This window comes from Pseudomonas sp. P9_31 (assembly GCF_034008235.1).
Classification (GTDB): Bacteria; Pseudomonadota; Gammaproteobacteria; order Pseudomonadales; family Pseudomonadaceae; genus Aquipseudomonas.
The window spans coordinates 4,345,557-4,365,926 of record NZ_CP125375.1; the positions used below are offsets into that span (position 1 = coordinate 4,345,557).

At 59.3% G+C, this 20,370-nt stretch carries 23 protein-coding genes; 7 read left to right on the forward strand and 16 right to left on the reverse strand.

Annotation, left to right across the window (positions count from 1 at the left end):
- Positions 1 to 107: 107 nt before the first annotated feature.
- The 10 genes from QMK51_RS19365 to QMK51_RS19410 all read right to left on the reverse strand — a co-directional run bounded on the left by QMK51_RS19365 (position 108) and on the right by QMK51_RS19410 (position 9,309).
- On the reverse strand, positions 108 to 917 hold the full coding sequence (locus QMK51_RS19365; protein ID WP_258696815.1) for a transglutaminase family protein: 810 nt from the start codon (positions 915 to 917) through the stop codon (positions 108 to 110).
- Positions 914 to 1,864 (reverse strand): alpha-E domain-containing protein, encoded by a 951-nt coding sequence (locus QMK51_RS19370; RefSeq protein WP_010456611.1) that lies wholly within the window; start codon positions 1,862 to 1,864, stop codon positions 914 to 916. The genes QMK51_RS19365 and QMK51_RS19370 overlap by 4 nt, the downstream gene beginning before the upstream one ends.
- Positions 1,865 to 1,876: 12 nt before the next feature.
- Positions 1,877 to 3,286 carry a circularly permuted type 2 ATP-grasp protein gene (locus QMK51_RS19375; protein ID WP_320391280.1) on the reverse strand — a complete coding sequence of 470 codons (1,410 nt, stop codon included), beginning with the start codon at positions 3,284 to 3,286 and terminating at the stop codon, positions 1,877 to 1,879.
- A gap of 409 nt (positions 3,287 to 3,695) precedes the next feature.
- Positions 3,696 to 4,037, reverse strand: coding sequence for a ribonuclease E inhibitor RraB (locus QMK51_RS19380; RefSeq protein WP_258696816.1), 342 nt, complete (start codon positions 4,035 to 4,037; stop codon positions 3,696 to 3,698).
- 215 nt (positions 4,038 to 4,252) lie between these two features.
- Complete coding sequence (locus tag QMK51_RS19385; protein ID WP_105339692.1) at positions 4,253 to 4,486, reverse strand: hypothetical protein; 234 nt, start codon at positions 4,484 to 4,486, stop codon at positions 4,253 to 4,255.
- A 214-nt stretch (positions 4,487 to 4,700) separates the two neighbouring features.
- A complete protein-coding gene (gene speE / locus QMK51_RS19390) occupies positions 4,701 to 5,576 on the reverse strand; it encodes a polyamine aminopropyltransferase (RefSeq protein ID WP_205889622.1) in 876 nt (291 codons plus the stop codon).
- 220 nt (positions 5,577 to 5,796) lie between these two features.
- Complete coding sequence (locus QMK51_RS19395) at positions 5,797 to 5,988, reverse strand: PLDc N-terminal domain-containing protein (protein WP_258696817.1); 192 nt, start codon at positions 5,986 to 5,988, stop codon at positions 5,797 to 5,799.
- Between the two features lie 83 nt (positions 5,989 to 6,071).
- Complete coding sequence (locus QMK51_RS19400; protein ID WP_258696818.1) at positions 6,072 to 6,602, reverse strand: hypothetical protein; 531 nt, start codon at positions 6,600 to 6,602, stop codon at positions 6,072 to 6,074.
- A 237-nt stretch (positions 6,603 to 6,839) separates the two neighbouring features.
- Positions 6,840 to 7,358 (reverse strand): ankyrin repeat domain-containing protein, encoded by a 519-nt coding sequence (locus QMK51_RS19405; RefSeq protein WP_320391281.1) that lies wholly within the window; start codon positions 7,356 to 7,358, stop codon positions 6,840 to 6,842.
- Positions 7,359 to 7,470: 112 nt separating this feature from the next.
- Complete coding sequence (locus QMK51_RS19410; RefSeq protein WP_320391282.1) at positions 7,471 to 9,309, reverse strand: long-chain-acyl-CoA synthetase; 1,839 nt, start codon at positions 9,307 to 9,309, stop codon at positions 7,471 to 7,473.
- 354 nt (positions 9,310 to 9,663) lie between these two features.
- Here QMK51_RS19410 and QMK51_RS19415 point away from each other — a divergent pair, with 354 nt between their 5' ends.
- Positions 9,664 to 9,942: a DUF3509 domain-containing protein gene (locus QMK51_RS19415; protein ID WP_258696821.1), complete on the forward strand. Its 279-nt coding sequence runs from the start codon at positions 9,664 to 9,666 to the stop codon at positions 9,940 to 9,942.
- Positions 9,943 to 10,123: 181 nt separating this feature from the next.
- Here the strand turns inward: QMK51_RS19415 and mtnC are convergent, their stop codons facing one another.
- Genes mtnC through aroC form a run of 5 tightly spaced genes read right to left on the reverse strand, consistent with a single transcriptional unit; the run spans position 10,124 to position 14,272 of the window.
- Positions 10,124 to 10,807 (reverse strand): acireductone synthase, encoded by a 684-nt coding sequence (gene mtnC, locus QMK51_RS19420; RefSeq protein WP_320391283.1) that lies wholly within the window; start codon positions 10,805 to 10,807, stop codon positions 10,124 to 10,126.
- Between the two features lie 4 nt (positions 10,808 to 10,811).
- The gene (locus QMK51_RS19425; protein ID WP_320391284.1) at positions 10,812 to 11,357 is read right to left on the reverse strand and encodes an acireductone dioxygenase; all 546 of its coding nucleotides are present in this window, start codon (positions 11,355 to 11,357) and stop codon (positions 10,812 to 10,814) included.
- 20 nt (positions 11,358 to 11,377) lie between these two features.
- The gene (locus QMK51_RS19430; protein WP_258696824.1) at positions 11,378 to 12,004 is read right to left on the reverse strand and encodes a methylthioribulose 1-phosphate dehydratase; all 627 of its coding nucleotides are present in this window, start codon (positions 12,002 to 12,004) and stop codon (positions 11,378 to 11,380) included.
- Positions 12,001 to 13,146 (reverse strand): MFS transporter, encoded by a 1,146-nt coding sequence (locus QMK51_RS19435; RefSeq protein ID WP_258696825.1) that lies wholly within the window; start codon positions 13,144 to 13,146, stop codon positions 12,001 to 12,003. Before QMK51_RS19435 ends, QMK51_RS19430 begins: the two co-directional genes overlap by 4 nt.
- Positions 13,147 to 13,180: 34 nt before the next feature.
- Positions 13,181 to 14,272: a chorismate synthase gene (gene aroC, locus QMK51_RS19440; protein WP_320391285.1), complete on the reverse strand. Its 1,092-nt coding sequence runs from the start codon at positions 14,270 to 14,272 to the stop codon at positions 13,181 to 13,183.
- 85 nt (positions 14,273 to 14,357) lie between these two features.
- On the opposite strand from aroC, the gene QMK51_RS19445 reads away from it, so the two are divergent.
- Complete coding sequence (locus QMK51_RS19445) at positions 14,358 to 15,356, forward strand: alpha/beta hydrolase (protein ID WP_258696826.1); 999 nt, start codon at positions 14,358 to 14,360, stop codon at positions 15,354 to 15,356.
- Between the two features lie 130 nt (positions 15,357 to 15,486).
- A complete protein-coding gene (locus QMK51_RS19450) occupies positions 15,487 to 16,278 on the forward strand; it encodes a hypothetical protein (RefSeq protein WP_258696827.1) in 792 nt (263 codons plus the stop codon).
- A gap of 125 nt (positions 16,279 to 16,403) precedes the next feature.
- On the opposite strand, the gene prmB is transcribed toward QMK51_RS19450, so the two are convergent.
- Positions 16,404 to 17,312 carry a 50S ribosomal protein L3 N(5)-glutamine methyltransferase gene (gene prmB / locus QMK51_RS19455; protein ID WP_320391286.1) on the reverse strand — a complete coding sequence of 303 codons (909 nt, stop codon included), beginning with the start codon at positions 17,310 to 17,312 and terminating at the stop codon, positions 16,404 to 16,406.
- A 238-nt stretch (positions 17,313 to 17,550) separates the two neighbouring features.
- Between prmB and QMK51_RS19460 the strand changes: the two genes are divergently transcribed.
- The 4 genes from QMK51_RS19460 (at position 17,551) to QMK51_RS19475 (ending at position 20,341) form a co-directional block, all read left to right on the forward strand.
- Complete coding sequence (locus QMK51_RS19460; RefSeq protein ID WP_258696829.1) at positions 17,551 to 18,141, forward strand: cysteine hydrolase family protein; 591 nt, start codon at positions 17,551 to 17,553, stop codon at positions 18,139 to 18,141.
- A gap of 131 nt (positions 18,142 to 18,272) precedes the next feature.
- Entirely contained in the window at positions 18,273 to 18,593 is a 321-nt protein-coding gene (locus QMK51_RS19465; protein WP_258696830.1) for a hypothetical protein, read from the forward strand.
- 87 nt (positions 18,594 to 18,680) lie between these two features.
- Positions 18,681 to 19,238, forward strand: coding sequence for a Smr/MutS family protein (locus QMK51_RS19470; protein WP_105339706.1), 558 nt, complete (start codon positions 18,681 to 18,683; stop codon positions 19,236 to 19,238).
- Between the two features lie 866 nt (positions 19,239 to 20,104).
- Complete coding sequence (locus QMK51_RS19475) at positions 20,105 to 20,341, forward strand: hypothetical protein (protein ID WP_320391287.1); 237 nt, start codon at positions 20,105 to 20,107, stop codon at positions 20,339 to 20,341.
- The last annotated feature ends 29 nt before the right edge of the window (positions 20,342 to 20,370 follow it).

Below are 20,370 nucleotides of genomic sequence, written 5' to 3' on the forward strand. Positions count from 1 at the left end.
GGGAGCGAGCCTGCTCGCGATAGCGGATGTTCAGTCAGTAAATCTATAGCTGACACACCGCTATCGCGAGCAGGCTCGCTCCCACAGGGGATTTGTGAAATCCCCGATTACTGCTGCTGGACGGAGATCACCGGCAGCGGCGTCGGCGAAACAAACACCTTGGCATGCATCTGCTCGCACCCACCGCCACGGCGCATGCCGCGCACCGGGCAGGCGTCGAGGTAGTCGAGGCCCACAGCCAGTTTCAGGTGACGCTCAGGGCGGGCCAGTTCGTTGGTCACGTCGAAGCTGTACCAGGCGTCATCCAGCCAGGCTTCAGCCCAGGCGTGACTGGCCAGGTGCTCGCTGTTCTCGCTGTATAAATACCCCGACACATAGCGCGACGGAACCCCAAGGCTGCGGGCGCAGGCGAGAAACGCATGGGTATGGTCCTGGCAGACCCCGGAACGCCTGGCAAAAGCTTGCGCGGCGCTGGTGTCCACTTCGGTGGAACCCGGCGCGTAGGTCATGTGCTGGTTCAGGCCATGCATCAAATCGATCAGCGCCGTGCGATCCCGGCGCTGTTTGCACTGTTTCTCGGCAAACGCGCGCAGGGCTTCGTCGGCTTCGGTCAGCCGGGTGAAGCGCAGGAACGGCAGCGCCGACTGGCTCTCATGCTCGGCTTCGCGCAATTCGTCGATGTCCACCTGGCCACGGGCACCGATGATGATTGCCTCGTGGGGTTCGTCCAGGGTCAGCACATGCAGAATGTTGCCGAACGGATCGAGTTGCGCGCGTACCGGGCGCGGCAGGTCGAGCTGCCAGCTGAGCACATGCTGGCGCTCGCTGTCGTGAGGGGTCAGTCGCAGGTACTGGATGCTCGCCCGCACCTGATCTTCATAGTGATAGGTGGTCTCGTGGCTAATGGAAAGTCTCATGCAGCCTCCAGGTAGGAACTGTGAATGGCGTTGCCCAACTGGCGCACCAGCGGGATGAACTCGGTCAGCCAGGCGTGCAGGCCTTCGTCGAGGATTTCGTTGATACCGGTGTAACGCAGGCGCGCGTCCATCTCCGCCGCCAAACGCTGCGCAGGACGGCCATTGGCCCCCGGCAATTGGGCAAGGATCTGGTCGATTTCTTCGGTGCAGGCCCGCAGGGATCGCGGCACGTCGGCGCGCAGCAGCAACAGCTCGGCCACATGCCGGGCGCCGGGGGCATCGCGGTAGATCTCGGTGTAAGCCTCGAACGACGACAAAGCCCGCAGCAAGGCGCTCCACTGGTAGTAGGCGTGGGCCGTGCCGTCGCTGACCGCTTCGGCCTGATCGCCGGCCATTTCGTAACGGGCGTCGAGCAGGCGCAAGGTGTTGTCAGCCCTTTCGATAAAGGTACCCAGACGAATGAACCGAAACGCGTCGTTACGCATGATCGTGCCGTAGGACGCGCCGCGGAACAGGTGGGAACGCTCCTTGATCCACTCACAAAAACGGCTCATGCCGTAGCGACTCAAGCCCTGCTCGGCGATCCCGCGAATTTCCAGCCAGGTGGCGTTGATGTTTTCCCACATGTCGGCGGTGATTCGCCCACGCACCGCATGGGCACTGGCTCGCGCGGCACCGAGGCAACTGTAGATACTCGCCGGGTTAGCCGCATCCAGAGCGAAGAAATGCAGCAGCCGTTCGGCATGCAAATCGCCGTGGCGCTCCAGGTAATCATCCAGGGTGCCGGTGATCAGCAACGGCATGGCAAGTTCGTGCAAGCCGTCGCCACGACCGTCCTGGGGCATCAGCGACAGCGAATAACTGATGTCGAGCATCCGTGCGAGGTTTTCCGCCCGCTCCAGGTAACGCGACATCCAATACAGATCCGAGGCAGTTCTACTTAACATGGCAGGCTTCCTTCAATCCTCGACCACCCAGGTGTCCTTGGTTCCGCCGCCCTGGGAGGAATTCACCACCAGGGAGCCTTCACGCAAGGCGACACGGGTCAAACCGCCGGGCACAACCCGGGTTTCGCGGCCAGACAATACAAACGGACGCAGGTCGATGTGGCGTGGAGCAATGCCGTTTTCGACAAAGGTCGGACAGGTCGATAAAGACAACGTCGGTTGGGCGATGTACGCGTGGGGCTTGGCTTTGATCCGCTCGCGGAAAGACTCGATTTCCGCCGCCGTCGCCGCCGGCCCCACCAGCATTCCGTAACCGCCGGAACCCTGGGTTTCCTTGACCACCAGCTCTGGAAGATTGGCCAAGACATGGGACAGTTCAGAGGGATTACGACACTGCCACGTCGGCACGTTCTTCAGGATTGGCTCTTCATCCAGGTAGAAACGAATCATGTCCGTGACGAAGGGATACACCGACTTGTCGTCCGCGACCCCGGTACCGATGGCATTCGCCAGCACCACGTTGCCGGAGCGATAGGACGACAGCAGCCCTGGCACGCCAAGCATCGAGTCCGGGTTGAACGCCAGCGGATCGAGGAAGGCATCGTCGAGGCGACGATAGATCACATCGACCGCTTTCGGCCCGTCCGTGGTGCGCATGAACACCTTGTCGTCGCGCACGAACAGGTCCGCGCCTTCCACCAGTTCAACGCCCATTTCCCGGGCCAGAAACGCATGCTCGAAAAATGCGCTGTTGAAGCGCCCTGGCGTCAGCACCACCACACTCGGGTTGTCGATCGGGCTGGAGCTTTTCAGGGTGTCGAGCAACAGGTTCGGATAGTGGTCGATTGGTGCGATGCGCTGGGCCGAGAACAACTCGGGGAACAGGCGCATCATCATCTTGCGGTCTTCGAGCATGTAGCTCACGCCACTGGGGGTACGAAGATTGTCTTCGAGCACGTAGTACGTGCCGTCACCATCGCGCACCAGGTCGACACCGGAAATGTGCGAATAGATATCGCGGTGCAGATCCAGCCCTTGCATCGCCAACTGGTATTGCTCGTTGGCCAGCACTTGCTCGGCCGGGATGATGCCGGCCTTGATGATGCGCTGCTCGTGATAGAGGTCGGCAAGGAACATGTTCAATGCCTTGACCCGCTGAATGCAGCCGCGCTCGACGACCCGCCATTCACTGGCGGGGATACTGCGGGGAATGGTGTCAAAGGGAATCAGGCGCTCTGTCCCCTGCTCATCACCATAGAGCGTGAATGTAATCCCGGCACGATGAAATAACAGATCGGCCTCGCGTCGCCGTTGTGCCAGAAGCTCGTCAGGCGTTTCGGCCAGCCAACGGGAAAACTCCCGATAATGCGGGCGGACCTGGCCGCCGGCATCGTACATCTCATCAAAATAGGTGCGGATCATGCCGTACTCCTTGTCACCCGGACATCCAGGCCTTCGCAAGGCCCGTGCCATCGGCATAAACGCTTTGATATCAATCAGTTGGATAATAGCGCCACACGCACCGCACCAAATCCGTGCAGTAAATGTCCCAACCTGATCGCCCCCGCTTCATGGCGAAGCAATGCTGTCGCCTATCAGCAGCATAGTCAGAGTTGATTTCACCGCTCGGGGGGGAGATGCGGATAATTCGGGCATTCGCTGCAAAACTTATCGCTCTTCCCTTTTAGCCACTTGTTTAGGTGGCTTTTTTTTGTCCGTTTGAAATGTCGTGAAATAAAAGCAAGATCAAAAGATCCTTTTCACCCCCCACAAACGAAAACGGCCAACCCGAAGGTCAGCCGTTGCTGAGTGTTGTCGCTTGTTCATAAGGTTATGCGAGTAGCCCTCGTACCTCCTGCTTGACGCCCCATCCTTCGATGATACCGCCCAAAGGTTCGACCACCGCCTCGAAGTCCTGCTCAAAGTCGCCGATCCCGTCGTAGGTGGCGTACATCACTTTGCTCAGTTCCAGATACCACGCACCGTCGTCGCGCACGCTGATCTGGGCATTCAAGGACTCACCACAAAAATGACCTGCCGCCCTGCGTGCCCGCTCCTCGTCCGGGAAAATGGCGTAGAACTCGATGGGGTGGAATCGTGAAAAGTCGAAACCGCCTTCTTTCATGCGGCGCAGCACGCTGCTGCTGATGTCTTCTTGATAGGCTGTGCTCATGAAACGTCCCCCTCAGACTGATGGATAGACTTTCCGTATTCCCTGCACTTTCAACCGATTGGCGAGAGCGATACGACAACAGAGGTTGCCGACGGGAAACAAGCATGTAGCTGACAAGACCAGACCTTAGCGAGTCATTCGCTGATCTCGCTTGCAGAGTAGCCCCAAGACAGAGCCGCTGCCAAGGTCTGGTGGTGAATGTGACAAGAGGTGTATCAGATCGGGGTAATACCGAGGATTTCAATGCTGTACTGGGATTTCAGACTTTTGACGGTCGGATCATCGGTACGACCCTCCAGATCGTTGAGGTCCAGTTCGGCAGCGACCGGTAGGCGCCGGGCGCGAATGAGTTTGGCGGCTTGCTCGCTGTTCGGGCATTCCTCGCACTCGAAGAGTTCGTCGACTGTTTCACCGTGATCATCCACGAAAGTGATTTTCCACTTTTGCATCGGTGCCTCCTCGATAACCCCGCAAAGGGGCTTACAACTATCTGGACTTTGGCACTGACTGATCGTTCAAACGGATTACACCGCAAAGTATGAAAAGTAGACGGCATTGTGGGAGCGAGCCTGCTCGCGAAAGCGGTGTGTCAGTCGACATCTCTATTGACTGGAAGACCGTCTTCGCGAGCAGGCTAGCTCCCACAGAGGTTATGCGCAGGATTTAGTCGTTGCTGGGTTTGTTCACCGCTTGCAGCACGTATTGCGGCAAGGCGAACGCACCGATGTGGATTTCCGGGTTGTAGTAGCGGGTGATGATGCCGCTGCCAGCGAAACGCTGTTGCAAGGTTTCGCGGGACAACTTGCGATAGGCGGTATCGGTCGCGCCCCAGGCGAAGGTCATCGCGCCGCCGATGTAGGTCGGCACGGCCGCCTGATAGAAGTGCCAGTCCGGGAACAGGCTGCGCAGGCGGCCGGCGGTGGTTTTGACTTCTTCGATCTGCATGAACGGGGTGCCGTTCTGGGTCACCAGAATGCCGCCTTCGTTCAGGCAGCGACGGCAAGCCTGGTAGAAGTTTTCGGAGAACAGCACTTCGCCCGGACCGATCGGATCGGTGGAGTCGGAAATGATCACGTCGAACTTTTCGGTGGTGGTGGCAACAAAACGCATGCCGTCGTCGATCACCAGGTTCAGGCGTGGATCATCGAACGCACCCTTGGAGTGGTTCGGCAGGAATTCCTTGCACATGTCGACCACGGTGCCGTCGATCTCGACCATGGTGATGTGCTCGACGCTGCGGTGCTTGGCCACTTCACGCAGCATGCCGCCGTCGCCACCGCCGATGATCAGCACGCGCTTGGCGGTGCCATGGGCGAGGATCGGCACGTGGGTAAGCATTTCGTGGTAGATGAACTCGTCGGCTTCGGTGGTCTGGATTACGCCGTCCAGCGCCATCACCCGGCCCATGCGCGGGTTCTCGAAGATCACCAGGTGCTGGTGCTCGGTGCGCACTTCGTGCAGCAGTTTTTCCATGCGAAAACGCTGGCCATAGCCTTCGTAGAGGGTTTCCAGGTACTCGCTGGTTGGGGTATTGCTCATGGGAAGTGCTCCGATGAATGCGGGTGGCAACGGACGGTTACCCGCCCATGATGGCCAATCGATCGCCTCGATTGACCGGGAAAGGCGCGCATTCTACGTTGCGGAACATGACAGGTCGAACCTTCGTCAGACAGAAGACATTTTGCACGCTCAAGAGACCCACTGTGGGAGCCGGCTTGCTCGCTCCCACAGGGGAAATGTGTCGGCCCTGAGCGCGGTATCAGATCCGCACGTCGCCTCGCGGCCCGGCGATGGCCCAGATGATCAGGCCCAGGACCGGCAGCAGGAGAATCAACAGCACCCAGAGGATTTTCATCCCGGTGTCGGCGCCACTTTTAAGCACGTTGATGATGGCCCAGATGTCCAGGGCAAGAATAATCAGGCCGATCAGACTGTTGAACGTGGAACCCATGGTGACGCTCCCAAAAAGTGATAGGCACTCTTAGGATAGTCGGGCCTGACGAGGGTTCCGTTTTATTACCGCCGTAGACGGCTTCATACGTGGATGGCCAGTTTCAGGGCTTCCAGGGATGGCGCGGCAGCGATGCCGACTTCGGCGCACAATTCGAGTACCCGTGGCACGTCATTACCGTAGACCAGCACCACTTGCAGTTCATCGTCGAGCAACTGGCTGAAGTTCATCAGCACGTAGCCACCGTTTTCCTTGTTCATGCTGCTCATCTGCACTTGAATGCGGTTGAGCGCCGTCAGGGCTTCGGTCTTGGCCAGTTGCTTGGGTTTGATGTTGAATTCAACGCCGGGGCCAAACGAGGCGACGATCTGCGCGAACAGGTCCATGTAGGTGTCAGCCTGGAACAGCACGGTTTCCGGCAAGCTGCCGACGACTACCCACTCACCCAACGGGATCGGGAAGGTGTCGTCGTAGTTGATGTCCGGATTGGCCGTCAGAAAAGCCTCGGGGTCGGCGTAGGCCTGAGCCGCTTCGTCAGCGACTTTCAGGATTTCGTCCTCGCCCATGCACCCGGAGCTGATTTTGCTGATGAGTTCGACGAGTGCGGCTTTCATGGGGCGGATCCTGTAGCGAGGGAATTTTGAGGGCGCGAAGGATAGCGCATTAAAAACGGATTGCGGGGCCTGGCATGAACCTGTGGCGAGGGAGCTTGCTCCCGCTGGGCTGCGAAGCAGCCCCAAAATCAGCCATCGCGGTCATTCAGATAGACCGCATTCGCCGGGTTTACGACTGCTTCGCAGCCCAGCGGGAGCAAGCTCCCTCGCCACAAAAGCCCCGCGACACTAGAGAGGTCAGGCCTGGAGTTTTTGCAGCTGCGCCGTGGTATCCGCTGCGCCCATGGTCTTGGCCGCATCCAGTGCGGATACACCGTTGGCATCCTTGGCTTTCGGATCGGCGCCTTTGCTGATCAGGTAGTCGATGATTTCGACACGGTTGAACATCGCCGCCATCATCAGTGCCGTGCGACCGTCGAAGGACGAACCTTCCACCTCCGCGCCCCCCTCAACCAACGCCTTGACCACCGCCAGATCACCCTTGAACGCCGCACCGGCAATCGGGCTCTGGCCGTTGTCGTTGCGGATTTCCGGGTCGGCCTTGTGCTCGAGCAGGACTTTTACCGTGTCGACATGGCCGTGGTAGGCGGCGAGCATCAGCAAGGTGTCGCCCTTGTGGTTGCGCAGGTTCGGCGGCAGGCCCTTGGTCAGCAGCGCAGCCATCATGGCCGCATCGCCCTCGCGCGCTTTGTTGAACACCTGTTCGGCAAATTCAGCAGCCTCTTCGGGCGTCATCTGGCGGCTTTTGTCTGACATTGGGGACTCCACATTCGGTCAATCGGAAAGCCGATAGTTTCCCGAGCGCTCCGGAACCTGTCACTTCTTTTTTCTCATGGATGGCCATAGCCATATTCAATACGGGCCACACTCAATAGCGGTACTTGCCGCCGTAGATATCCGCCAGCACCTGCTCGGTAACTTGCACGTAAGTCTGGGTACCCGGCAACCAGGCGTAGATCGGGTCATCGCCGGTTTTGTTCGGGTCGAAGGCTTCGTCCTTGAGCCGGGTCTTCTGGTATTTGAACGTCCCGGTGGTCTCCATTTTCACTTTCACTCGCAGGAACAGTGGCACCGCATAAGCAGGCATTTGCTGCCTGGCGAAAGCCAGCAACTCACTGAAATCCAGGGTCGCCAGCGATTCAGCCGGCGTGATCGCCACCATCCCGGCACGCCCGTTGGTGTTGTGGATTTCCACGCCATAGGCCACGGCTTCGGCGATCTGCGGGTGTTGCAGGAGGATGTTTTCAACCTCGGTGGTCGAGACGTTTTCACCCTTCCAGCGGTAGGTGTCGCCCAAGCGATCCACAAACTGCGCATGGCCGAAACCAATGTTGCGCAGCAGGTCACCGGTATTGAAGTAACGGTCGCCCGTCTTGAACACGTCGTGGAGCACGACTTTTGCGGTTTTCTGCGGGTCGGTGTAGCCGTCCAGCGGCGCCTTGTCGTCGATCCTCGCCAGCAGCAGACCTTGCTCGCCCTTGGCCACTTTGTGCATGAATCCCTGGGCATCACGGGTGGGGGCGCCGCTGTCGTGGTCGTACGCCACCAGTTCCCAGGCCATCAGGGAAAACCCGATGGTGTTGTCGAAATTGAGGATGTTGGTGAAGCCGATGTTGCCGTCGCTGGCGGCGTACAGCTCGCAGATATGGTTCACGGCAAACCGCGTCTTGAACTCGCTCCACGCACCAGGGCGCAGCCCATTGCCGATCATCTTCGTCACGCCGTGCCGACTGTCGTCGATGCTTGGCGGTTGATCCACCAGGTAACGACACAATTCGCCGACGTAACCGAGGGTGGTCGCTCGGTATTTGCGCACGTCGCTCCAAAACTGGCTGGCGCTGAACTTGCGGCGGATGGCAAACCCCGACGCCCCGCTGATCGCCGAACCCCAGCACACGCAGAGCCCGGTGGCGTGGTACAGCGGCAAGGTGCAATAGACGATGTCCTGCGGCTGCATGTCCAGGGCGATCAACCCGAAACTGGCGGAACTGCGCATCCAGCGGCCGTGCTTGAACACCCCGGCCTTGGGCAACCCGGTGGTGCCCGAGGTGTAGATATAGAAACAAGGGTCGTCGAGAAAAACCTGCCGGCTGCTGTCGGGGTTGCTGCTGGACGCGTCGCAGCTGGCCATCATCAGGTTGATGAAACCATCGGGCGTTTTGCCCGGATCGCTGAAGGTGTCTTGATCGGCGACAAACCAGGTGCGCGCCGCTTCGATGGCCACCCGCTCACGGACTGCGTTGAAGGCTGGAACCAGCTCTTCTCCGACGACGATCGCCACGGGCGCCACCAGGTTCAGACTGTGAGCGAGGGTGTCGCGGGTCTGTGAGGTATTGAGCAAGGCGCTGATCGCGCCGATCTTGGCCACCGCCAATATCGTCACCAGCAGCTCTACGCGATTCTCGATGAAGATCGCCACCACATCGCCCTTACCGATGCCTTGGGCGATCAGGTGATGGGCGATGCGATTGGCCCATTGATTGACCTGTGTATAAGTGAGCGCCACCTCGCCCTGCAACAAGGCCGGGCCATCGGGATTGCGCAACGTCGCCTGTTCGAAGCTCCAACCGAGGCCACACGGTTGGGTCGGGTCCTTGACGTTGGCGGCTTTCATGCCCCTCACCACGCGAGGAATGGCTTTGGCAATGGAAGGCAGCTTGCGCAGCATCATGCCCCAGGTAATCGTGTCGTTCAGCGTGCGGCTCATGGTTGCTCCCGTTCGATCTTCTTATTGTCGGGTGGCGTTGATTGAGGCCGAAAATACGTCAGCGCTTCTTGAGCTGTACACGCGGTTTTTGCAATGTTTTGTATCCGCACGCGAAGCGTTCGGTCGAACATTCGAAATGCGGAACCCTGGCGTTGTGATTGGTTCCATCCGGTCGACGGCGACCACGCAAAATGCAGGATGCACGATGGCCATTCATGCAAATTGCACGAACACCAAAAATACCAAAAAACATAAGTTATTGATTTATATAGTATTTTAAAAAATCAGGCGCTGGCACAATCACTGCAACTACCTCTCCATGTTGCCCTTCAAGCACTCACGGAGCCGATAGACATGAGCCTGATCCAGGAAAAATTTTCGTCGCTGTTCTCCAACTTCGAAGTGACCACCCAGCCACGGCCTGACGGCGGCATTCTGCTGACCCTGCGCGGTCAGGAAGGTAAAGTCTTCAAACGTTCGATTTCCTACCAACAAATGCATGCCGGCGATCAGCTGTCGTGGGTGATCAGCGCGATTCGCCGTGACATCGCCGAACAGGCCAGCGAATTGCCGCAGATCTCCATGCTGCAAAGCCAGCAACGGTTCGCCCTGCCCACCTATCACTCGGCGTAAACATGCTTTAAACAAACAGGCCGTGAAAGCTTTCGCTTCACGGCCTGTTGTGTTTCTGGAGTTGCGCAATCCATGTGGGAGCGAGCCTGCTCGCGAAAGCGGTGTGTCAGGCAACATCAATGTTGAATGGCATACCGCTTTCGCGAGCAGGCTCGCTCCCACAGGTTATGTGCATTGATCCTTAAAAAGTGGAAGGATTTATCCGCACAAAACTGTCGACGGTCACATGCCCCGCCAACTCCCCGCCCTCACGGGCCAGGCCACAAGTGGCCATGCCGGCCGCACGCGCCGCGTCCAGTTCCTGAACGATGTCGGACAGAAACAGAATCTGCGAAGCCTCGATGCCAATCGCCTGGGTGATGCGCTCGTAGGACTGCGCTTCGCGCTTGGGCCCCGAGGTGGTGTCGAAATAGCCGCTGAACAACGGCGACAAGTCACCCGCCTGCGAGCAGCCGAAGATCAGTTTTTGCGCCTGGATCGAGCCCGAAGAATAAACAAACAGCTGATAACCTTCCTGATGCCAGCGCTTGAGCGCTTCAACGGCGTCCGGATAAACGTGGCCCTTCAACTGCCCGGCTTGATAACCCTGCTCCCAGACCATGCCCTGCAACGCTTTGAGCGGCGTGGCTTTGCGGTCTTCGGCGATCCAGCCAAGCAAAATGTCGATGACCCGTTCAACATCGGCGCCCGGCTCATTATTGTCCCGGCGCACGGCCACCAGTTGCTCGGCCACATCGGAGCGCCCGGCGTTCTGGCGAACGAAGTCCGGCAGGTGCTTGGCTGCATACGGAAACAACACGTCGAACACAAAACTCACCGCGCTGGTGGTGCCTTCGATGTCGGTGAGAATCGCTTTGATCGGCATCGGCTCAGTCCTCAAGACGCGGGAAGTGGCTGGCGATGTTGTCGCCGGTGAAATTGGCCACCCAGCCTTCGGGGTTGTTGAACAGGCGGATCGCGACGAAATGCGGGTTTTCGCCCATGTCGAACCAGTGCGGCGTGCCGGCTGGCACGGAGATCAGGTCATTTTTCTCGCAGAGCACGGCGTAGACGTAATCGCCGATGTGCAGGGTGAACAAGCCACGGCCGGCGACGAAAAATCGCACTTCGTCTTCGCCGTGACGGTGTTCATCGAGGAACTTGGCACGTAACTCGTCTTTTTGCGGGTGATCGCTGTTCAGGCTGACCACGTCGACGGTGATGTAACCGCGCTCGGTCATCAGCTTGTCGATTTGCTCCTGATACGCGGCGATCACTTCTTCCTGGCTGGCGCCGGGCTGGATTTTCGCCGCAGCTTGCCAACGGTCGAAGCGCACGCCCTGTTCGGCCAGGGTCGAGGCGATGTCTTCGAGGTGGGTCAGCACCTTGTTCGGAATTTCAGGGCTTGAGACGTGATAAACGGACAGGCTGCTCATCTGGGCAACTCCTTAACGGTTCATGCTTTATGGTTCGAGAGCGAGCGCGTCTTCAACTCGCACTCGAACAAAAATTCAAAGGCCTCGATCTGCCGCAAAGCATCGCTCATCCGTGCGCCCCAGGTGTAGAGGCCATGGCCGCGAATCAGGTAGCCGACGCAATCAGGATGAGCATCGAGCCAAGGCTGCACCTTGGCGGCCAGCCGCGCAATGTCCTGATCGTTGTCGAAAATCGGCACGCGCACACGGGACTCGTGGGTCGAGACACCGCTGAAGGCCTTTTGCAGTTCGTAGTCTTCGAACTCGATGAACGCTTCCGGCGTCAGGCGCGACAGCACCGTGGCGTTCACCGAATGGGTGTGCAGTACCGCACCGATCTCAGCGCGCCAGCTATAGAGCTGAGTGTGCAGCAGGGTTTCGGCGGACGGCTTTTTGCCGGGCTCCAGACTATTTCCCGACATATCAGTGGCCAGCACATCATCCGGGCCCAGTTGGCCCTTGTGCTTGCCGGACACGGTCAGCAAGGCTTCGGTTGGCGACAGGCGGGTCGAGTAATTGCTGCTGGTGGCCGGCGACCAGCCGCGGCCATACAGAAAACGCCCGGCGTCGATGATTTCCTGGGCGAGGTGTTCACGGGTGAGGCTCATGGCCTGTCCTCTTGCATACGTGTGGCAATGATAATGGCAGCGGCGAAGGCTGCGAGACTGGCAATACTAAAGGTCAATGTGGCGCCGAGGGCATTCCAGCTGTAACCGGAGTACAACGCGCCCAACGCGCCGCCGGTGCCGGCCAGCGCGGCATACAACGCCTGGCCCTGCCCTTGCTGGCGTGCGCCGAAGCTACGTTGCACGAACTGGATGGCAGCCGCGTGAAAGCTGCCGAAGGTGGCGGCGTGCAGCACCTGGGCGAACAGCAGCACCCAGAGGAACTCGGCAAACGAACCGAGCAACAGCCAACGCAGGGCCGCCAGCAGGAAACTCGCCAGCAGCACCCGGCGCACCGAGAAACGCGTGAGGATCTTGCTCATGGCCAGAAACATCAAGACTTCGGCGACCACGCCGACCGCCCAGAGCATGCCGATCAGCCCGCGACTGTAACCGAGCCGCTCAAGGTGCAGGGTCAGAAAGGTGTAATACGGCCCGTGACTCATCTGCATCAGCGCCACGCAACCGTAGAATGCCAACACACCGGGGTTGCGCAATTGCTCGATAAACCCCTCCCCCGTCAGGCGATTGCCTTGGGCCGGTTGCGCATTGGGCACCCACAAACTGCTGACCACGATCCCGGCCATGATCAGCACCAACGCCACCGGATAGATGTCCAGGCTGAGCCATTCGAACAACCGGCCCAGCGCAACCACGGTAATGATGAACCCGATGGAACCCCACAGGCGGATCTGACTGTAGCGCGACGTCTGCCCCTGCAAATGCGCCAGGGTGATGACTTCGAACTGCGGCAATACCGCGTGCCAGAAGAACGCGTGCAAGGCCATGACCATCGCCAGCCACGCATAGCTTTTGCTGACGAAAATCAGCGAGAACGTCAGCAAGGTGCAGACCGCGCCGAAACGCACGATGGCCAGCCGTCGGCCGGTGTAATCACCGAGCCAGCCCCAGATATTCGGCGCCACGCAGCGCATCAGCATCGGGATCGCCACCAGTTCGCCGATGCGCGCGCTGGAAAAACCCAGGTGATCGAAGTACAGCGCCAGAAACGGCGCCGTCGAACCGAGCAAGGCGAAATAGAACAGATAGAAACTGGAGAGCCGCCAGTACGGGAGCGCCGCCACAGCCGTCAGACCGTAGCGACGTTAAGGTCAGCCATTAAAGCTGACCCAGCACCGGAGTGCTCACGCGAACATCGGCGTTCTGCCCACGGTGACGCAGCAGATGATCCATCAGCACGATGGCCATCATCGCTTCGGCGATCGGTGTGGCACGGATGCCGACGCACGGATCGTGACGGCCCTTGGTGACGACCTCCACCGGGTTGCCATGGATGTCGATGGAACGGCCCGGCGTGGTGATGCTCGACGTTGGCTTCAGCGCCAGGTGCGCGACGATCGGCTGACCGGACGAGATGCCGCCCAGAATGCCGCCGGCGTTGTTGCTGAGGAAACCTTCCGGGGTTATTTCATCGCGGTGCTCGGTGCCCCGCTGGGCGATGCTGGCAAAACCGGCGCCGATCTCCACGCCTTTGACCGCGTTGATGCTCATCAGCGCGTGGGCCAGTTCGGCGTCGAGGCGGTCGAAGATCGGCTCGCCGAGGCCCGGCATCACGCCTTCGGCGACCACGGTGATCTTCGCGCCGACCGAATCCTGGTCACGGCGCAACTGGTCCATATAGGCTTCCAGCTCCGGCACTTTGTCCGGGTCGGGGCTGAAGAAGGCGTTTTCTTCCACCGAATCCCAGGTCTTGAACGGGATTACGATCGGACCGAGCTGGCTCATGTAGCCACGAATGACGATGCCCTGGGTGGCCAGGTACTTTTTCGCAATCGCCCCGGCCGCCACGCGCATGGCCGTTTCCCGGGCCGAGCTGCGACCGCCGCCGCGGTAATCGCGTTCGCCATATTTGTGGTGGTAGGTGTAGTCGGCGTGGGCCGGGCGGAACAGATCCTTGATCGCCGAGTAGTCCTTGGACTTCTGGTCGGTGTTGCGGATCAACAGGCCGATGGCGCAACCGGTGGTGCGGCCTTCGAACACGCCGGAGAGGATTTCGACTTCGTCGGCTTCCTGGCGCTGGGTGGTGTGGCGGCTGGTGCCGGGCTTGCGGCGGTCCAGGTCGCGCTGCAGGTCCTCAAGGGAAATCTCCAGGCCCGGCGGGCAGCCATCGACAATGGCGACCAACGCCGGACCATGGCTTTCGCCCGCGGTGGTGACAGTGAACAGCTTGCCGTAGGTATTGCCGGACATGCGGGACGCTCCGTGAAATCGAAACTAAAATACGTAATGCGCGCCAGTATACGCAGGCTACCCGACTAGTTCATCCTCGAACCTTATGGGTGCCTGCGAGTCCAACCGGCACCTTGTGAATGATGGCGTGATGATGCTGCGAGTTTTAGCCTTGAGCCTTACCCTGTTTACCGGCTTTGTACAGGCCACTGTCCTGCAACGCCCGATCAGCCTGGACACGGGCAGCGGCGAGCTTTTCGGCTCGCTGTTACTGCCCAAGTCCGACACGCCTGTGCCGGTTGTCCTGATCATTTCCGGCTCCGGCCCTACGGATCGTGACGGAAACAACCCCGACGGCGGGCGCAACGACAGCCTCAAACGGCTGGCCTGGGTGCTGGCCAAACACAACATCGCCAGCGTGCGCTACGACAAGCGCGGCGTGGCGGCGAGCCTTGCGGCCACACCGGATGAGCGCAATCTGTCGGTGGAAGCCTATGTAGCCGATGCCGTGGCCTGGGGGCAGAAGCTCAAGGCCGATCCGCGCCTGGGCAAACTGATTTTGCTGGGTCACAGCGAAGGTGCGTTGATCGCCAGCCTGGCGGCGCCCAGTGTCGATGCCGCGGCGGTGATTTCCATGTCCGGCAGCGCCCGCCCGATCGATCAAGTGCTGCGCCAGCAGTTGAGCAATCGCCTGCCGCCGCCATTGATGCTGCGCAGCAATGAACTGCTCGACAGCCTCAAGGCCGGTCACACCGACGACAACGTGCCGCCGCAATTGCAGGTGATTTTCCGCCCCAGCGTGCAGCCGTACCTGATTTCGCTGTTTCGCCAGGACCCGGCGGCGGCCTTCGCCAAACTGAAAATGCCGGCACTGATCATCCAGGGCAGCAACGACATCCAGGTCGGCGTGGGTGACGCCAAGGCACTCAAGGCGGCCAAACCGGACGCCGAACTGGCGCTGATCGAAGGCATGAACCACGTGCTGCGCATCGTGCCCAACGATGTGAAGCGGCAATTGGCCTCCTATAAAGATCCGCAATTGCCGCTGGCGGCCGAGCTGGGCACGCGAATCCTCGGGTTTATTGACGGACTTCGCTCCAGCTAAGCGCTGTTAGGGGCGTGAAAACTAGTTGAGAACGCCCCCTAGCCCTCCAGTCCTGAAAAAAACGGCCGATAAGCCTTTGTCGCCAGCGTTATGACTGGCGGCAACAGAGCTTGGACAGGATCTCGCCGTTATGACTGATACCCCGGCTTCACCCGACACCACCGCTGAAAAAGACGCACCGCCAGCGGTCGAGCTGCCGTGGGCGGACGTCCACGTCGAGCACCACAAAATGCTCCGCCTGGCGCCGCTGCAAACCGACCGCAACACCGGTGGCCGGCCATTGCGCTTTGTCGAATTCGGTTACGCCGAACGCAATAGCAAGGAACACAGCCTGATGCGCATGACCATCAAGCTGCCGGGCCAGCGGGTGCGCAAAGAACAGAACCATCTGGACGTGTGGGTCAATCACACGACCAAACGCGTGCATTTCGAGCCGGAAAGCGGCTTGCAGATCGAGCCGATGAACCGTGGCATCGGGCGCTATATGGCCTCTCAGGGCGTCACGTGGGCGAAGAAGAGATGGCCCGCCTACACCATCGACGGCACCGACCTGAACAACAAGGATGCGCTGAACGAAGACACCCGTCTGCGTCGCGATCACTTTCTGCGGGTGCACGGTTTTGACGTGGTCTACGCCGATGCCCAGCATTTGAAGGGCAGCGTCAAAGAGGTGCAGGTCGGTGACTTGCTCGGCGACTGGAACAGCGAAAAGCTGCAACAGGTGGAAATCCTCGAAGCCGCGCAGATGCTCCAGCAAGCCGAGCAGAACCTGGCGGAACAGGAAGTCAAACTCAAGAAGCACGAAGAGAAGGTCAGCAAGTACAAACGCGAAGACGCCGGGCTGCGTTTTACCATTACGTGTCTGGTGGCGTTTGCGGTGTTTCAGGCGGGGCTGTTGATCTGGATTGCCACGCACCGCTGAAGGTTATAACCGAGGCGCGACCATCGCGGGCAAGCCACGCGCCCACAGGTTTTATGTCGTGTCCAAATGATGTGGCACACACAAAACCTGTGGGAGCGTGGCTTGCCCGCGAAGGCTTTCTACAGTCAGACGCGGGAAGCGAACAGCGCCTGATGATCGCGGCACTGCTGCGCTGTCAGCATGAACACACCATGCCCGCCGCGCTCGAACTCCAGCCAGGCGAAGGCGACTTCCGGGTACAGCGCCTCGACGTGAACCTGGCTGTTACCCACCTCGACGATCAGCAAACCCTTCTCGGTCAGATGATCCGCCGCTTCGGCGAGCATGCGGCGCACCAGATTCAAACCATCGTCGCCGCAGGCCAGGCCCAGCTCGGGCTCGTGCTGATACTCATCCGGCATGTCAGCGAAATCTTCCGCATCGACGTAAGGCGGGTTCGACACGATCAGGTCGAAACGCTGACCCGGCAAACCATCGAAACCATCGCCCTGAACGGTGAACACCCGCTCGTCGACACCGTGACGCTCGATGTTCTGGTTAGCCACTTCCAGCGCTTCGAACGACAGGTCGGCCAGTACCACTTCGGCGCTCTGGAATTCATAAGCACAGGCGATGCCGATGCAACCGGAACCGGTGCACAAGTCGAGAATGCGCGCAGGTTCGGCGCCCAGCCACGGCTCGAAACGTTTTTCGATCAGCTCGCCAATCGGTGAACGCGGGATCAGTACACGTTCGTCGACAATGAACGACAGGCCACAGAACCAGGCTTCGCCCAGCAGGTAAGCGGTAGGAATGCGTTCTTCGATACGGCGCTTGAGCAAGCGTTGCAGATGGACCAGCTCGTCGTCTTCCAGACGGCAGTCCAGATAGCTGTCGGCGATTTCCCACGGCAGGTGCAGCGCACCCAACACCAGTTGACGGGCTTCGTCCCAGGCGTTGTCGGTCCCATGGCCGAAAAACAGATCCTCCCCATGGAAGCGGCTGACGGCCCAACGGATATGGTCACGCAGGGTACGAAGTCGGGAAGTGATCACGGGGTAAACTCCAGAAAAAACGACTGACGATTCTAACAGCCAAAAGGCGCCGCGACGACGCAGGAAAAACACCGGATCAGATGTAGGATTCTTCTATTTTCTCAGCAGGCTATTGAACAGAACGAGTATCTTGACAAGGCTACAAGCCAACAACGGCGGTGCCTACGATGGTAGCGATTCACAGAAGCGCTCAGCCAGAGGACAATGTCGCAAAAGCCCCACTCGAAGGAGCCCCAGAATGTCCGTTCCAAAAACGATGTTTCAACTCAGCGGCCGCGGTTATGCAGCGGCCAATCTGGGTCATGCGACCCTTGTCATCATCGATGCCCAGAAAGAGTACCTCAGTGGCCCGCTGGCCCTGAGCGGCATGGATGCTGCCGTCGCGAACATCAAACACCTGCTGGCCGCTGCCCGTGCGGCCGGTCGTCCGATCGTGCACGTGCGTCACCTCGGCACTGTCGGTGGGCTGTTCGATCCACAAGGCGAACGCGGTGAGTTCATCCCGGGCCTGGAGCCGCAGGGCGACGAAACCATCATCGGCAAATTGCTGCCGAGTGCGTTTCATGGCACCGAACTGTACGATCGCTTGCAACAACTGGGCTCGCTCGACCTGATCGTCTGCGGCTTCATGAGTCACTCCAGCGTCAGCACCACCGTGCGCGCGGCGAAGAACCTGGGCTTTCGCTGCACCCTGGTGGAAGATGCCTGCGCAACGCGGGACTTGCCCTGCAAGGGCGGTATCCTCAGCGCCGAACAGGTTCAGCAGACCGAAATGGCGATCATGGCGGACAACTTCGCCACCCTCGCCCTGACCCGCGAACTGATCTGATCGACCTTCAATGAGCGGTCCACTCCGCCGCTCATCCGCAAAAGCCTCTCATTTGCCGTAATTGCCCTAGCCTCAGGAACATCCCGGTCAACTCCCGGTCGAAGGGCCGATACCCATTGAGGAAGGTCGGAATGAAGTTATCCGATGGTTTTGATGCACGCCGCTTGCGACCCAAGGGCCAACGCAACTGGCGGTTTCGCTTCGGCGCAGCGTTCGCTGCCCTGCTGGCGACGTGCGGCGTGTTGCTGGCGATGGCCGGCGCGGCCAGCCTGCTGGGGCGGCCACCAGCATTGGGCGAATTGAATGCCAGCCCGCTGGGCTCAGCGATCATTCTGGCCGTGGGCCTGTTCGTGCTGTACATCGGCGTCTGGCTGTGGCGCCGCTGCCGTCGCCGCTCGCGCCAGTCACAAGAGCTGAACATGGCGCCGCACCTGATGAAAAAACACGACTGAATCAACGGCCCGGCGTTTTGGCGGGCCCGAATTGTTATGGATAGGGTCCCGACTTGGGTAAACTGGCCGCCCTTCGCGGAGGCTGACATGCAAGACGACGATTTTTCCCTGTTCAAAAGCGCGATCCAAGGCGTCAAGCCGATCAAGCACGATCGCGCCGAAACCGGCAAACCCAAGGCCGACCGCGCGCAAATCGCCAAGCTGCGCCAGGCCGCCACCGTGCGCACCGATGCCACCACCGTTGACGGGCTGTCCGATCAGTTCGTCATTGATGTCGGCCCCGAAGATGAGCTGATGTGGGCCCGCGACGGCGTTCAGGAAAGCCAGATCCGCAAGCTCAAGATCGGACAGATTCCGTTCGAAGGCAGCCTCGACCTGCATGGCATGAACGTGGAAAAGGCCCGTGAAACCCTGTGGGCGTTTCTGGCCGAAGCGACCAAATTCGAAATCCGCTGCGTGCGCGTCACCCACGGCAAGGCCGTGCGTCTGGACGGCAAGCGGCCGATGATCAAGAGTCACGTCAACACCTGGCTTCGTCAGCATCCACAGGTGCTCGGCTTCACGTCGTGCCAACCGAAACACGGCGGCGCCGGAGCGGTTTATGTGATGCTCAAACGCACCATGATGGAAGGTCGCGACGAGTGATGCTGTCGCTTCACGCTTGCAGCGCCGAGTCCGCCACCGTACCCTTGCCCTTTGCGTAAAATCCCACAGGTAGTTTCATGTCCCTGGAACAGAATTACACCGACATGTTGAGAGGTGTTTACTAAGTTGCTAGGGGCAATGAAATCAGGGGCTTAATGCCCAGGCCAACTCAGAACTTCCCACCAAAACGCAGTCATTGGTACAAAAATTGGTACGGGGTTCCCTCCTCTCGCAACACATAAAAAGCCCCGCTCCGGCTGTACCCGTGCGGGGCTTTTTTACAACTAGGGCTGATGTTCTTAACGCTCGCTGAAAGGCAGCTATCGACTGTGGATTCAACCGGTCGATCCATCAAAGCATCGGTACACAAGATCGCTTTTCTAGCCCTCTCCCCTTGAAGTCTCGTGAATTGGTTCTAACTTTTCTGTGCACGCCTAGGAACCATGTCGTAGGTTGCTAGCTGCCCCTGAAAATTAACCACTTGGATATCGAGACAAGTATGTCAACTCACATCAAGCCAGGTCCAAAACCAAAACGTGACGACGGAAAGGATGACAGAAGGCATCACGTTAACCCTCCAAACAAACCGAAACATCCGACGCTACCGACGCACAAACCAGAAAAGTAACAAGCACTAAGGGAATCGGGAGGGTTCCGTGGTTTGATTGAAAGGAACCCTACCGAAGCCTGCTTAAAAGCTTCAGCCCACCACCGAGAGCCTGGCCAAAGCCCTTTGCATAAAAAACGGAAGCAAGGCCTGTCGGCGGCATGGGGATAAGCTTTTCATCTTTTTTTTCCATCGGGAGAGTTTTGTATCGGGCTGCTATGGTTTTCTATATCAGACAGCGAGCCATAGGGGCACCGCGATGAGCGAGAACGGGATACTAAAAATTAGCTACAAGGAGCTCGGTTATCCGTTGGAGTTGTTTATCGCCGCGCCATTGCGTGCGAGAGCAGATGAGTACGCTGCGCTGTTCAATATTCTTAGACACTATGAAAACCGGAAGAACGTTGACATTGACTTGACTGCAATCGGGGCAGAGCAGCTGCGTCCGCAGGTGGCAGCATTAAATGTAACCGATGTCACGTGGGAATTCGTGTAGGGAGTATAATGTATTGGGTCTAGCAATCC